Origin of the sequence: Rhizobium album (genome assembly GCF_003122325.1) — a bacterium.
In the GTDB taxonomy this organism is placed as follows: Bacteria; Pseudomonadota; Alphaproteobacteria; order Rhizobiales; family Rhizobiaceae; genus Metarhizobium; species Metarhizobium album.
Window position 1 is genome coordinate 219,613 of the sequence record NZ_QFBC01000005.1, and the last position, 14,498, is coordinate 234,110.

Annotated in this window: 11 protein-coding genes; 4 read left to right on the forward strand and 7 right to left on the reverse strand. The window is 63.4% G+C overall.

The features are described from left to right. Positions 1-338 precede the first annotated feature (338 nt). Positions 339-1,835 (forward strand): hypothetical protein, encoded by a 1,497-nt coding sequence (locus tag DEM27_RS13910; protein WP_128755507.1) that lies wholly within the window; start codon positions 339-341, stop codon positions 1,833-1,835. 3 nt (positions 1,836-1,838) lie between these two features. On the opposite strand, the gene DEM27_RS13915 is transcribed toward DEM27_RS13910, so the two are convergent. Beyond that, on the reverse strand, positions 1,839-2,348 hold the full coding sequence (locus DEM27_RS13915; protein WP_245445843.1) for a Pycsar system effector family protein: 510 nt from the start codon (positions 2,346-2,348) through the stop codon (positions 1,839-1,841). 169 nt (positions 2,349-2,517) lie between these two features. On the opposite strand from DEM27_RS13915, the gene DEM27_RS13920 reads away from it, so the two are divergent. The 3 genes from DEM27_RS13920 (at position 2,518) to DEM27_RS13930 (ending at position 8,975) form a co-directional block, all read left to right on the forward strand. Further along, positions 2,518-6,168 (forward strand): FecR domain-containing protein, encoded by a 3,651-nt coding sequence (locus DEM27_RS13920; protein ID WP_109458842.1) that lies wholly within the window; start codon positions 2,518-2,520, stop codon positions 6,166-6,168. Further along, a complete protein-coding gene (locus DEM27_RS13925) occupies positions 6,168-8,147 on the forward strand; it encodes a CHASE2 domain-containing protein (RefSeq protein ID WP_109458843.1) in 1,980 nt (659 codons plus the stop codon). The genes DEM27_RS13920 and DEM27_RS13925 overlap by 1 nt, the downstream gene beginning before the upstream one ends. 168 nt (positions 8,148-8,315) lie before the next feature. Then, the gene (locus DEM27_RS13930) at positions 8,316-8,975 is read left to right on the forward strand and encodes a peroxiredoxin (protein WP_109458844.1); all 660 of its coding nucleotides are present in this window, start codon (positions 8,316-8,318) and stop codon (positions 8,973-8,975) included. Between the two features lie 51 nt (positions 8,976-9,026). Here DEM27_RS13930 and DEM27_RS13935 read toward each other — a convergent pair whose 3' ends face one another. The 6 genes from DEM27_RS13935 to DEM27_RS13960 form a co-directional block, all read right to left on the reverse strand. Beyond that, positions 9,027-9,797 (reverse strand): SDR family NAD(P)-dependent oxidoreductase, encoded by a 771-nt coding sequence (locus DEM27_RS13935; RefSeq protein WP_109458845.1) that lies wholly within the window; start codon positions 9,795-9,797, stop codon positions 9,027-9,029. Then, entirely contained in the window at positions 9,794-10,789 is a 996-nt protein-coding gene (locus DEM27_RS13940) for an ABC transporter permease (protein WP_109458846.1), read from the reverse strand. Before DEM27_RS13940 ends, DEM27_RS13935 begins: the two co-directional genes overlap by 4 nt. A gap of 213 nt (positions 10,790-11,002) precedes the next feature. Beyond that, a complete protein-coding gene (locus DEM27_RS13945; RefSeq protein ID WP_109458847.1) occupies positions 11,003-12,043 on the reverse strand; it encodes a sugar ABC transporter substrate-binding protein in 1,041 nt (346 codons plus the stop codon). Positions 12,044-12,079: 36 nt separating this feature from the next. Further along, positions 12,080-12,847, reverse strand: coding sequence for an ATP-binding cassette domain-containing protein (locus DEM27_RS13950; RefSeq protein ID WP_109458848.1), 768 nt, complete (start codon positions 12,845-12,847; stop codon positions 12,080-12,082). Beyond that, positions 12,844-13,986: an ROK family transcriptional regulator gene (locus DEM27_RS13955; protein WP_109458849.1), complete on the reverse strand. Its 1,143-nt coding sequence runs from the start codon at positions 13,984-13,986 to the stop codon at positions 12,844-12,846. Before DEM27_RS13955 ends, DEM27_RS13950 begins: the two co-directional genes overlap by 4 nt. 93 nt (positions 13,987-14,079) lie before the next feature. Next, positions 14,080-14,469, reverse strand: a complete 390-nt coding sequence (locus DEM27_RS13960; RefSeq protein ID WP_109458850.1) for a RidA family protein — start codon at positions 14,467-14,469, stop codon at positions 14,080-14,082. Between the last annotated feature and the right edge of the window lie 29 nt (positions 14,470-14,498).

Sequence of the window (14,498 nt, forward strand, 5' to 3'; positions counted from 1 at the left end):
CGTCTGCCGTTTGTTTATGCCGTGTCAGATCGTTCGTCCGCTAACAGAACACGAGACATCCGCCTTGACAAGTGCCGTTGGTGCGCATGGGACGCGCCAGGCCGGGAACACGTCCTCCGTGCAGGAAAACAGCCGGGATTTTTGCGGCGCTGCGACGTTTTCCAGCATTGCGGCTTGTCCTTGGCTCCGTGCCGGTTCTATTTTGCCAATGCGTGTGTACGTATCGTTTGCGGTCGGGGTCGCTGCGCAAACTGATGCCGGCGCATATGCCGAACACCGCAGTGCAGCCGGAGCGGCCTGCTTTGTGTATTTGCATGCAAACGAATTTGGGGATGTCGATGGAGCAATTTATACGGCGTGCGGGGGGGAAGCAGGGATCGACGGTCCGTTCTGTCGCCAGGCGCGGCCTGCCGTTCGCCGCCTGGGCATCGTTCGCGCTTCTGTCATCTGCCGTTGCGGCCCTGGCGCATGGCAGTGAACGGGGGCTGGTGATGCTGCTGCCCACCGGTTTTGCCCAGACGGGCGGGGCCATTGCCGTCGCCTTGTCCTTCGTCGCCCTCGCCATGGTGCCGGCCCGCTGGATGCGGTCGGTGTTTGCGGCAAAACTTCCGCTCTTTCCGGCTGTCATGGCCGGCCGCAATGTCCTGAGCTGCCTCTCTTTTGTGTTTCTCGCCCTGATCGTCGGCATCGGGCTGTTCGGCACGCACGACCCGCTGCGCAATCTGCTGCCACTGACGATATGGACGATGTGGTGGGTGGGTTTCACCCTGCTGCAAGCCGTCGTCGGCAATCTCTGGCCGTGGCTCAACCCGTGGACGGGGCCTTTGGCGGTGCTGCGCGGCCTGTCCGGGACGCAGCTTGGTCGTGTGCCGCTCTTGCGGTTGCCGAAGTCCTTCGGTTATGGCCCTGCCATCCTGCTGTTTTTCCTGTTTGCCTGGTATGAACTGATTTCGCTGTCGCCGCAGGACCCGCCGGAACTGGCCGTGACCGTCGCCCTCTATTGGCTTGCCACCCTGTGCGGCATGATCCTGTTCGGCGGTGCGGTCTGGCTGGAGCGTTGCGAGCCCTTTTCGATCTTCTTCCGGTTCGTCGGCCTGCTGGCGCCGCTGGTGCGGATCGCCCAGCCCGGCCATGCCGGCCGGCGCTTCCTGGCCCTCGCCTGGCCGGGCGCGGGCTGCATCCGGCGCAAGCCGCTACCGGTGAGCGCCACGCTGTTCATCCTGCTCGGCCTCTCCAGCGTTTCTTTCGACGGTCTCGCCCTCACCTTCCGCTGGCTTTCGGCGAACGGCATCAATCCGCTGGAGTTTCCCGGCCGCAGCGCCGTGACCATCGCCAACAGTTTTGGGCTGGTCGGCGCGGCGCTGCTGCTCGGCTCGGTCTTCTACATCGCAGTCGCTCTCGGCAACCGCATGGCCGGCGTTCCCGGCGGGGCGCTGCTGCGCAGCATGGCGGGCCACCTCGTCTATTCGGTGATCCCGATCTCGATTGCCTTCCACTTCAGCCACTACCTGACCATCCTTCTGATCAACGGCCAGTATTTCGCGCTGGCGCTGGCGGATCCGTTTTCGCTCGGCTGGCAGTGGAGCGCCGCGGGACCGGCGCATGTGACGACATCCTTCACCAGCAACCTCGACAGCGTCACGCGGCTATGGATGGTCCAGACATCTGTCATCGTCGGCGGGCACGTCGTCGGTATCCTGCTCGCCCATATGATCGCGGTGGAGCGGCTGGGAGCCAGTTTCAGGGCGGCGGTCAGCCAGGTGCCGCTGGCGGCGGCGATGGTGGTTTATACGGTGTTTGGCCTGTGGCTGCTGTCCACCCCGGTGGCCGGCTGACGATCAGACGGCGACGAGCAGGAAGACATAAGCGAGAACGGTGACGACGAGGCCGCGAAAGGCGTAACCGGCAAAACCGTATTTGGCCCTGGCGATTTCGGACAGCGTATCGACGTTGGAAACATATTCGTTGAAAAGATAATGGGCATCGTTCATCCGCGCCGCCTGCAGGAATTCGATGCGGTGCTGGCCCCAGGCACCCCAGAACAGCGAGCTGGTCTTGGTGCTCTTGCGCGGCAGCACCACACAAATGGCGCAGATGATCGAGAATACGGAGGCTGAGGCAAGCAGCGCCGAAGCAATGATGCCGGGCAGGCTGCCATTGACGTAACGCTCCATGGTAAAGACGCCGCGGCCTTCGCTCGAAGACACCAGGAAGGCCAGCATGAAAGTAAAGATATACGCCGCCTTCTGATCCGATATCTTGATCTGGTCGTAAAAAATGTCGTTTATCTTGCGGATGTGGTCGAAATATTCCTTGTGTTTTTCGAAATCCAGGCCCGTATCGTCCAAAAGCTCCGTTGGACCACCTGCGTCGATATCGGCCAAAACACGTCTCCCCGGCTTGTTTATGTAGCCCTCATAATACACTTGGCCTGCAAAGCAACAGGCGGCCGCCTGTGCTTATTGACTTTTTCGGTCCCTCTCTTCAGTGATGACCGATGATTGACTGGGGGTGGTGATGCGGTCTCACTTGGCGAGAGTTTTGCTTGCGGGAGTGGCATTTTGCCTGGCCTGGCCCGCCATGGCGGAGCCGGTCCTGCGTTCCCAGCCTGCCGCCGGTGCCGTGATCGCCCGCAAGTCCGGCGAGGAAGTGCGGTTCGTCGATATCAGCAATTGGCAATATGTCGACCTGCAGCAGAACCTGCTGGCCGGCGACGTGCTGCGCACCAATGCCACCGGCCAGCTCGCCGTCCTGTTTTCCGATCGTACCCAGGTACGCCTCGCCCGCAATACCTCGCTGCTGGTCAAGAACATGAACGGCGGCAGCGCCGAAACCGGCCTCGAACTGCAGTCCGGCACCATCTGGGCGCGTGCCGAGCGTGGCGGCCAGGGTCTCGCCGTGGATACGCCCGCGGCAACGGCGGCGATCCGCGGCACCGACTGGACGCTGACGGTCGACGCCAGCGGCAAGACCTCGCTGATCGTGCTCGAAGGCCTGGTCGAGCTGAAGAATGCCCAGGGCAGCGTGCAGGTGGCGCAGGGTGAGGCGGCGGTGGCGTCCATCGGCCAGGCGCCGCAGAAGGTGGTCATCGTCGATCCCAAGGATCGCGAACAGATGCTGTTTTACCTGCAGTTGCGCGATTCGTTCGGCTGGATGCCGGCCTCGCCGCTGTCGGTGCGCGGCATGAGCGCGGAAAAGCAGCGCATCGAGGCGACCGCGCCGCAAACGCGATCCGCCGAAGACTGGCTGACGCTGGCGGAAATCGACATGAGCCTGAACGGCCGCAGCAACGCCGAAGCCGCCCTGGCGGAAGCGGAAACCCGCGGACTGACGGCCGGGCAGCGGGCGCGCGCCGCGCTGATCTCGGGCCTGATCGCCGGTTCCGAGCGCCGCTACGACGACGCGGCCAAACTCTTCAAGCTCGCGGTTCCCGGTCTCGACCCGCAGCGCCGGACGATTGCGCAATATGGCGGTTATTACGCCCGCTCGCTTCGCGATCCCAACCGCGTCGAACAGCCGCCAGCCTCTTATGCCGGTCCCTACGGGGCGCTCGCCGAAGCCTGGACGGCCGGTTTCCTGAAAGACATCAAGGCGGCCGTCGATATTCTCAAGAAGGCGGAGCAGCGTTTTCCCGACGATGCGACCCTGCCGGCGGCGCGGGCGCAGTTTGCCCTGCTGATCGACGACCGAGAACAGGTGATGGACGCTTCAAACCGCGCCCTGTCGCTCGATCCGACGCATCCCATGGCGCTCGAAGCGCGAGCGCATTACAAGGCCGGATACGAGGCGGACCTGAAGGGCGCCATTGCCGACCTCAACGCCGCGCTAGTCGTGGCGCCGGGTTCCACCTCGGCATGGAATTCGCTCGGGCTTGCGCTGTCCGCCATCGGCGACAACCGCAAGGCCGAAGAGGCTTTGAAGACATCCATCGCCCTCGATCCCCGCGACCCGGTCTCCCACATCAACCTGTCGATCCTCTATCTCGACCAGGGCCGGGTGAAGGAAGCGAAGAAAGAAATCGACACCGCCATGGCGGCGGATCCCTCCTTCGATCTCGCTTTGATCGCCCGGGGCCGCTACTACATGCAGACCGGCGAAATGGACAAGGCGATGAGCGACCTGCTCGCCGGCTCGACCGCCAATCCCGGCTATTCGCAGGCGCAGCTGATGCTCGCCGCCGTTCATTACGAGACAGGCAACCGCGATGCCGCCGCGCAGGCGATCGACAATGCCGACCGGCTCGATGCGAACGACCCCGTCGTTTCGTCCGTCCGCACCGCGATCGCCATCGACGACTACGATGCCGCAGGCGCAATCCGCTATGCGCAGGAATTCTTGCGCCGCGCCCGCGCCCGCGGCGGTTATTACGGTGCGCTGAGCGCCAACCAGGATGCGGGATCGACGCTCAACAATGCGTTCCGCCTGCAGGGGCTGGATGCCTGGGGGCAATATTACGGCGATGTCGTCTTCGATCCGTTCGCCGGCAGCAGCTATATCGACCAGACGCTGCGCGGCAGTCCGAACCCCTATTCGAACACGTTCGGTTATGAGGACAACACCGCCGCCTATTCCGACAACAGCGCGAGTTTTTCCTCCTTCATGCAGGGCCTGATGCTCGATCCGCATATGCTGACGGGACGGTCGCGCACCGCCAACCTGCTGCGGCGCCCGTTTCTGGAAGGATCGATCGGCGGCACGCTGACGCGCCCGGACGGCGAAGGAAAGGATGGCCGCGTCAAGGAAGCAGAGCTGCAGGGCTACAGCAACACGCCCTTCCCGGTCAGCTTCTACGGCACGGCACGATTCGAGACCAATCCGGATACCCGCGTCTTCGAAGGTCTTCCCGGCGGCTTCGTCAGCGAAACCGATATCAGGAGTGGCACCGCCTACATCTCGGCATCGCCGACTCCTGACGATCATGTGGTCGGCTTCTTTTCGCGCAACAAATCGGAACAGAACGTCGTCACGCCGCTGCTGCTCGGTGATATCCTTGCCGGCGCAAGCAGCAGCTACAATCAGGATTCGACCAATGCCGGCATCGCCTGGAGCCATTCCTTCGGCTATCGCAACAACCTGAATGCCGCCGTCTTTTATGGCGATATCAAGAAGGACAGCCGCGAGATCGGCGTCTTCGGTGATTTCCCGCTTGGGGAAAATTACGGCCTCGATACGCAGAAGAATCTGGTCGGCGCCATCAACCACACGGTCGGCGATGACGATCTCACCTGGCGCTATGGCGTCGAGGGCGGGCGCATCGACGCGCATTGGCAAAGGTTGGCGATCACATATACCCCGCCGAGCCTTACGCCTACGGATGTCACCTTCAACGACGTGGAGGACGAAATCACAGTCGGCCGCGCCTATGTCGATGCGCTGTACGAGGCGACACCCGACCTGAAATTCGAGGGTGCCCTTTTCGGCCGCTATCTCGATGGCGACACGGTGCAGGTGTCGCGGCTGGAGCCGCGCGCCGGCGTTGCCTGGTCGCCGGCGGAAGGCCACTGGCTGCGTGCCGGCATCCTGCGCGAAGGGTTCGACCTCAACATCCCGACGCTCGCGCCGATCGGCATGGTCGGCATGCAGTCGAACCAGCAACAGCTGGGTTTCAATGGTTATACCGACACGTTCGCAGCCCGCTGGGAAGCCGAGTGGAACGACCGTTTCTTTACGGCCGTCGATGTCCAGCACCAGCAGATGCACAATCTGTCGATCGATATTCCGCTGACGACCAACACCATCGATCTCAACAGGGGCCGCATCGACCGCGTCAGCGTCACCGCCAATCTGGCGCTCGACTACGGCTTCGGGATTTCGGCCACGGCCGTCTATGCCGATTCCGAAAACCAGGATCGCGACAGCTTCGGTTATGGCCGCGGCCTGCCCTATGTTCCGGAAAAGGCGGCACAGGTGGCGCTCACCTGGGTCAACACCAACAATGTGAAGACCACGCTTGCCGCAAACTACACCGGCAAGCGCCAGGGCGACGACCTGGGGACGGAACTCGACGGATATTGGACCGTGGACGCCAAGCTGGAATGGGAGCCGCTGGACAAACGTTTCGCCGTCAACCTTGCCGTCTATAACCTGCTCGACGAGGATTTCCTGGTCTCGACCTTCATTCCCGGATGGGGGCGCACCTATATGGGCTCCCTCAAAGTCCGCTTCTGATGGTGTCGATCTTTCGCGCCGCCGGGCGGGCCGCGCCGACGCCGGGCACGCGGCGGCGTTACCGGCTGATCGAGCTGGCGGTGCTGTTTGTCGCGACCGTGGCCATCGTTTCGGCGCTGACCTTCACCTCGCCCTGGTCGCTGATCGAGCTGCGCAGCTACGACTACCTGACGACCCTCGACAATCCGCCCCTGCCGGAGAAAGGGCCGGTGATCGTGGCGATCGACGAACCGTCGCTTGCCGAGATCCAGCATCAGTGGCCATGGCCTCGGGCGCTGCATGCGCGGCTGATCGATCAGTTGCGGGCCGCCGGCGCCAAGGCCATCGGCCTCGATATCATCTTCTCCGAACCGGCCGCAGCGCCGGAAAACGACGATGCCCTGCAGGCGGCGCTTGGCCCCGATGTCGTGCTGGCCGGCGACGAAACGCTGATCACCACGCCCCAGGCCGACCAACTGGTGCGGACGGAACCGCTGCCGCGCTTCATCGATGCCGGCGCCCGGGTGGGCATCGCCTCCGTCGGCCTGGATGGAGACGGCGTGTTGCGCGCGATGCCGCATTACGACGACAGCTTTGCGGCGGAGACCGCCCGTGCGGCGGGGTTTTCCGTGCCGCAGCCCGGCGGCAACAGCATGATGCAGTCCTTCGGACCGGCGCGAACCTATCCCACGGTCTCCTATTACCAGGGTCTCGACCCGGAAGGTTTCCTGCCGCCCGGCTATTTTCGCGACCGCATCGTTCTCGTCGGCCTCAGCCTGCAGACGGCGCCGGACGTCAAGGCCGGCGCGCCCGACACCTTCGCCACGCCGTTTACCGTCCATACCGGGCGGCTGACGGCCGGCGTCGAGGTGCAGGCGACGATCCTCGACAATCTCGTCAACGGCCTCTCCATCCGCCATGCGGGCATGACGGTGACGCTGCTGCTCGTGCTGTTCGGCGCGCTTGCCGGCAGCCTGGCGGTCTATCGCGACAGCAACTGGTGGACCGCCGTCGCCGGTGCCCTCGTCGTGGCGCTGTTCGTTTTCGGCAGTTATGCCGCGATCCGCTTCGGCCAGGTTTTCGCCTCCCCGGTCGGCCCTTCCGTAGCTTTCCTCATGGTCGTCGTCGGCCAGGCGGGTTTCGACTATGCCGCCGAGCGCCGCAGCCGCAAGCAGATCATCCGTGCTTTCTCGCAATATCTCTCGCCGGCCATGGTGGAGCGCCTTGCCGGCGATCCGACGCAGCTCAAGTTGGGCGGCGATACGCGCACGCTCTCCATCCTGTTTTGCGACGTGCGCGGCTTCACGACCATCGCCGAACGGATGAAAAACGATCCGCAGCAACTGACGACGCTGATCAACCGGCTGCTGACGCCGCTGTCTGAGGAGATTCTTGCCTGCGGCGGCACGATCGACAAATATATCGGCGACTGCGTCATGGCCTTCTGGAACGCGCCGCTCGACGACGACCGGCATGCCGTCAATGCCGTCAGGGCATCGCTGCAGATGCTCGATGCGATGGACCGTTTTAACGAAGAGTTGCGGCTCGAACTGGCGGCGCGTGGCGAGGAGCCTTATGGCCTCAGGATCGGCATCGGCATCAACACCGGCGATTGTGTCGTCGGCAACATGGGTTCGTCGAGCCGGTTCGATTATTCGGCGCTCGGCGATTCCGTCAATCTCGCTTCGCGGTTGGAGGGTGAATCCAAGAACGTCGGCCTGGCGCTGCTGATCGGCGAGGAGACGGCCCGGCAGGCCGCGGACGCCTATTGCACGATCGAGCTCGACCGGATCACCGTCAAGGGCCGGACCGAACCGTCACCGGTGTTCACGGTGCTGCGGGAGCGGCCCTCGCCCGAGGTGCTGGCCAAACACGAGCGCTTCCTGGCGGCGAAATACGACGGAACGCTCTCGACCTCCGACCCGCTGCTCGACCATCTGGCGCAAGCCATTCCCGCACTTTCGCCCTACTACGCGATGATCCGCAGCCACCTGCCCTGAAGGGGTTTTCGCCCGGCTGCACGGTGAAGGGAATGGCATTTCATGAAATCCCCGTAACTCGCGATTATCGTTCAAGAGTTGGTCGCTTGCGCGAAGTTTGTTCGCTCAATAGGCGGAGGCTTTCCGATATCCTTCGCCCGACAGAACCATAGACGAGAGAGGTCAGCCATGAGCCTGCGCATCAACGAAACCGCGCCCGATTTCACTACCGAGACGACGCAGGGAACCATCCATTTCCATGAATGGATCGGCGATGGTTGGGCGATCCTGTTTTCCCACCCGAAAAATTTCACGCCGGTCTGCACCACCGAACTCGGCGCCATGGCGGGCATCGAAGGCGAGTTCCGCAGCCGCAACACCAAGGTGATCGGCATTTCCGTCGATCCGGTTGAAAGCCACGGCAAGTGGAAGAACGACATCAAGGTCGCCACCGGCTTCGACGTCGAATATCCGCTGATCGGCGACCGCGACCTCAAGGTCGCCAAGCTCTACGACATGCTGCCGGCCGAAGCGGGGTCCAGCTCGGAAGGCCGCACGCCCGCCGACAACGCGACGGTTCGCTCGGTCTATGTCATCGGCCCGGACAAGAAGATCAAGCTGATCCTCACTTACCCGATGACCACCGGCCGCAACTTCGCGGAAATCATCCGCGCCCTCGATTCGATGCAGCTGACCGCCGCCCACAAGGTGGCGACGCCGGCAAACTGGCAGCAGGGCGATGACGTCATCATCACGGCTGCCGTTTCGAACGACGAGGCCACCGAGCGTTTCGGCAGCTTCGATACGGTCCTGCCCTACCTGCGCAAGACCAGGCAGCCGGCTCTTTAAAGATGAAACCCCGCTTTGCTGCGATGGCGGAGCGGGGTTTTTTCGTCCGGCTCAGGGAGGCTGGAGGCGGAAATTGCTGCCTTCGGGCAGAAGCTGGCCGCCGTCGACGACGATGGTGGTGCCGGTGATATAGGCCGCCTCGTCGGAAGCGAGGAACAGGAAGGCGTTGGCGACGTCCCGCGGACTGCCCAGCCGGCCGAGCGGAATGGCATCCTCCATGTTCTTGATGAAGGCCGGGCCGCGGTGAAGCTGCATTGCTTCCGTCAGGATGTTGCCCGGCTCGACGCCGTTGACCGTTATCCCGTATCCCGCAAATTCCAGCGCTGCGGCGCGGATGAAGCCGTTGATGCCGGCCTTGGTGGCGGAATAGTGCCCGTGGCCGGGGCTGGTGACATGCGGCCCGGTGATCGACGAGGTGAAGAGGATACGGCCGTAATGCTGCTGCTTCATCGGCGTCAGCGCGGCGCGCGCCGCGTTGAAGGAACCGCGCAGGTTGACCGCCATGACCTGGTCCCAGTCCTCCGGCGACGTGTCTTCGATCAGCTGCCAGGGATAGACGCCGGCATTCTGCAGGATGATGTCCAGCCGGCCGTAATGCTTCAGCGCCAGCGCCACCGCCGCTTCGGCATCGGCCATCTTCGAAATATCGGCATGGATGAACGGCGCGTCGAATTCGCTCGCCGCGAACTTGCCGCCTTCCTCCTCGAAATCGGCGATGACCAGCTTCGCCCCTTCTTCATGGAACCGTTTTGCCGTTGCCTTGCCTATGCCGCGGGCGCCGCCGATCACCAGCGCTACCTTGTCTTCCAACCGTCCTATCATGCGAGCCTCTGACGCAGTCGTTGCTTGAATGTATCGAGAAGCACGGCGGCCAGAACCAGGAATCCATGGATCACCTGGGTGAAGTTCGCCGGCAACCCCATCAGGTTTATCGCCGTGTTGATGGAAGAGAGCAAGAGCACGCCGGCATAGACACCCGGCAAGGCACCGATACCGCCCTTGAGGCTGACGCCGCCGATGACGACGGCGGCAAAGGCGTTGAACAGCAGGCCGACGCCGAGATTGGCGGTGGCGCCGGAGGTGCGGATGGCGAGCAGCCAGCCGGACAGCCCGGCGATGGCGCCCGCCAGCACGAAGGCGATGATCAGGTTGCGGGTGACGCGGATGCCGGCGCGAAAGGTTGCGGTCTCGTTGCCGCCGATCATCATCAGGTGGCGGCCGAACCGCGTCTTGGCCATCATCACGGAAAAGGCCACGAAGCAGAGGATGGCGATCCAGGCGGTCAGCGGAATGCCGAGCAGGCGCTGGATGGCGAACCAGCGGATGGCGGGTGCCAGATCCTGCGCCGACCGGCCGCCGGACACCGCGAGCACGACGCCGCGTACCCAGATGTAGGAGGCAAGCGTGATGATGAAGGCATTCATCTTCAGCTTGACGATGAGAAAACCGTTGAACAGGCCGATCAGGCCGCCGACGGCAAGCGCCACCATGAGCGACACCGGCACCATCAGCCATTCCGGCGACAGTTTTATCCCGAGGCCGATGCCGGCCGAGCAGAACAGCACGCCGACCGCCATCGCCGACAGGGCGGCGACGGATTCGACCGAGAGGTCCATGTGCCCGGCGATGATCACCAGCGACAGCCCGATCGACATGACGCCGAGAACGCTCGAAGCCTCGATGATATTGGCGAAGATGCCGAGCTGGAAATAGTTCGGGATCAGTGCCGAAAAGACGATCAGCACGAACAGCAGCATGAACCAGACGAGGTTGTCGAGTATGAATTCCAGTGTTTTGCGCGTGCGTGGCGTCATGCGGCTGTTCCGGTTTGAATGTTTTGGTGCGCAAAAATCAATGCGCCGTGTTTGCGATTTCCCCTTCGCCCCCACGGGGAGAAGGTGGCCCGAAGGGTCGAATGAGGGGGAGGCCAAACAGACAGGTCTAGCCGTATGGCACCCCCTCATCCCCCTGCGTCTTACGGCCCCTTCTCCCCGAGGGGATAAGGGGCAGGCGGAACCGTCCCGACCTTACGGTACGGACTTCACTTCCGCTGTCGGCGGTTTCAGATTGCCCCAGAAGGCCGGGTCGTCGACGTTGTCCTTGCTGATCGCCGCACCGGGGATCTTGATGTTCGGACCCCAGGCCTCGATCGTCACCGTACCCTTGAGGCCGAGGACGTCATAGTCGCCGGCCTTGATCTCCTGCTTGCCGGCGATCTTGTCCATGAACATGGCGACGGCGGCAGCCTGGGCGTAGAGCGGCTGCTCGACTTCGACGTTCAGCCAGCCCTTGCGGATCAGGTCGAGGCCGACGGGGGCGCCGTTGGAGCTCATCATCATCACGTCGCCCGGCTTCTTGCCGGCGGCTTCGAGCGAAGCGACGGCGGCGACCGAAAGATGGGCGGCGTGGCTGAAGATCAGGTCGATATCAGGATTGGCGAGCATCTGGTCGGCGACGATGGTGCCGGCATTGCTGGCTTCCCACTGCATGGCCGGGACGGAAACGATCGTCACGCCCGGAAACGCCTTCATCTTTTCCTCGAAACCCTTCTGGATGTCCAGCGTATAGGGGTCGCCTGGATCGCCGAGCACCTGCAGCACCTTGCCCTTGACGTCGCCGTGCTTGGCCTTGAGCAGGGCTTCGGCCTGTTCGGCGGCGACATAACCGATCTCGATGGTGCCGGCGACGGAGGTGAAGTCCGAAACCGTCGAGGTGATCTGCCGGTCGAACTCGACAACCGGAATGCCGGCGGCACGCGCTGCCTCGATCGACGGTTTCAGCGCGTTGAAATCGACGGCGGCGAGGATGATCGCCGAAGGCTTCAACGCGATGACGTCGTTCATCTGCGATTGCTGCGCATCGGTCTTGTTGTCGGCGTTGAGCGTTTTCATCTCGTAGCCGGTCTGTTTCAGGAACATTTCAAGAGCACTGACCGAGCCGGTCTGGAACTCGTCGAGCAGCGTCGGCACGAGGTAATAAACCACGCCCTTCGATTGCGCGAAGGCGGGCGTCAATAGCGACAGGCCGAGGGCCAAGACGGCCATCACGGCTAAAACTATTCGCTTCATAGCGTTCTCTCCTGTTTTGCGCCGGACCCTCTTTGATTATTGGCCTGCCGGTCCGGCACCGGCGAGGTTTTGCCCGGTGATCATTTCGATCACCGCGTCTGGACTGGTTTTCGAGCGCTCCACGTCGCCGGCGACGACCCCCTGGCGGATGACGACGATGCGGTCGGCGACCTGGAAGGCCTGCTGCATGATGTGGGTGATGATGACCACGCCGATGCCCTGGTCGGCGACCTGGCGGATCATGTCGAGGCCGCGGCGCGTCTGCTCGACGCCGAGTGCTGCAAAGGGTTCGTCGAGCAGCACCAGCTTGCCGCCCCAGTGGACGAAGCGGTTGAGCTCGATCGCCTGGCGCTGGCCGCCGGAGAGATGCTCGACCTTGGTGCGCAGCGAGGGGATGCGGGTGCCGGCATTGGCGAGCGCCTTCTGCACCACCGTTTCCATCGCCTTTTCGTCGAGGAACGGCACGCCGAGGATTTTTCGGGTGATCTCGCGGCCCATGAAAAAGTTGGCGACGACATCGACATTGGTGCAGAGCGACAGGTCCTGGTAGACCGTCTCGATGCCGGCATCCTTGGCTTCCGCCGGCGTCTTTGCCTGAAATTCCTCGCCTTCGAACAGCATGCGACCCGAACTCGGCTGCAACCCGCCGGAGATGATCTTCACCAGCGTCGACTTGCCGGCGCCGTTGTCGCCCAGAAGCGCCACGACCTCGCCCTTACCGATGGAAAAGGTGATGCCTTTCAGCGCTTCGATGGCGCCGAAATTCTTGCGGATAGTGTCGAGGACCAGAAGCGGCTCTCTCATGCGGCAATGCCTTTCTCGTCGGCGGTCGAAAACATCTGTCCGAAGCGGGGCGATAGCACGCCGGATACGGCAAGCGCTGCGGCGCCCCTGAGCACCGATTGCTCGCAATCGCTGGCGACGACGATGCGCGGTTGCGTGCGGTTGCTGCGGGCGGCAACGGAATTCGGCAGGTCGGTGTTGGCGGCGGCCAACTGCTCGATCAGCGCCAGCGGCGCCAGGCCGCCGAGCACGATGGTCTGCGGATCGAAAAGGTTTTCGATGGTGCGGACGGCATTGCGGAAGATCGGCGCGATCTCCGCCACCCATTGCGCTTCCGAAACCCCGCGCCGGTTGAAGGCCTCGAGCGAGAGATAGCGTTCCAGGCAGCCGCGATTGCCGCAGGGGCACGGCTCGCCGTCGAGCACGGCCGGGATATGGCCGATTTCGCTGGCATTGCCCCAGGCGCCGCGCATCACCGCGCCCTCATGCACCATGGCCCCGCCGAGGCCGACGCCGAAATAGAGGTAATAATAATCGGAAAGCTGCAGGCCCAGGCCGTAAAGCTGCTCGCCGAGGGCGGCGGAGGCCGTATCGGTCTCGATGAAGGCCGGCAGGCCGGCCGCTTCCGCCAGCCGCGAACGGATATCGACGTTCTTCCAGCCGCTCATCGTCGTCGGGCCGACGAAACTCATGGATTCGACACCGAACGGTCCCGGCAGCGCCATGCCGGCGCCGAGCACCCGGCTTTCTGCCCGCGTTGCCCGCATCTCGGCCACCAGTTCGCCGATCAGGGTGAAGGCATGGTCCGGAGCGACGTTCGGCGCCTTGCGCATCGCCCGCTCGACGATGTCGCCGCGCAGGTTGACCAGCGCCGCATCGATGCCGAGCGGCGTCAGGTGGATGCCGATGGTATAACCGCCTTCGGGGTTGATGCTGAGCGTCGAGGGCGGAATGCCCCTGCCCTTCGGCTCTTCGCGGGTGGAGAGGATGTAGGCCTGCTCCTCCAGTTCGCGGACGATGGTGGAGACGGTCTGGACGGTGAGGCCGACACGCTTGGCGATCTCGCCGCGGGTCGTCGGGCCGTTGAGCCGGATCGTTTCGAGCACGATCCGGCGATTGTACGGCCGCCCCGATTCCTGATTGGTCCCCCGCAACGTCATGTCACTCGCCCCTTGGAATGCAGGGAGATTGACACCGGCTTCGGATTTAGTCAAATGGATTTCAAAAAAGATCGGCGGAACGAAACTGCGGCGTCAGGCGCTTTTCGGCTTGTAGGCGACGCAGTCGATTTCCACCTTGCAATCCACCATCATCGAGGACTGGACACAGGAGCGCGCCGGCGGATGGGCACCGAAATAATCCTGGTAGATCTTGTTGAAGGTCCAGAAATCGCGGGGGTCGTCCAGCCAGACGCCGACGCGGACGATGTGTTCCGGCCCGTAATCCGCTTCCTTGAGGACGGCGAGCAGGTTGGCGATGGTCTTGTGCGTCTGGGCGACGATGTTGCCGTCGATGATCTCGCCATTCTCCATCGCCACCTGGCCGGAGACGTAAAGCCAGCCGTCGGCCTCCACGGCGCGGGCGAAAGGCAGCGGCTTGCCGCCGGCGCCCGTCTGTCCGGTCCCATAACGTTTGATGCTCATGAAGCAGTCCTTCCCTTTTCGTTTCGATC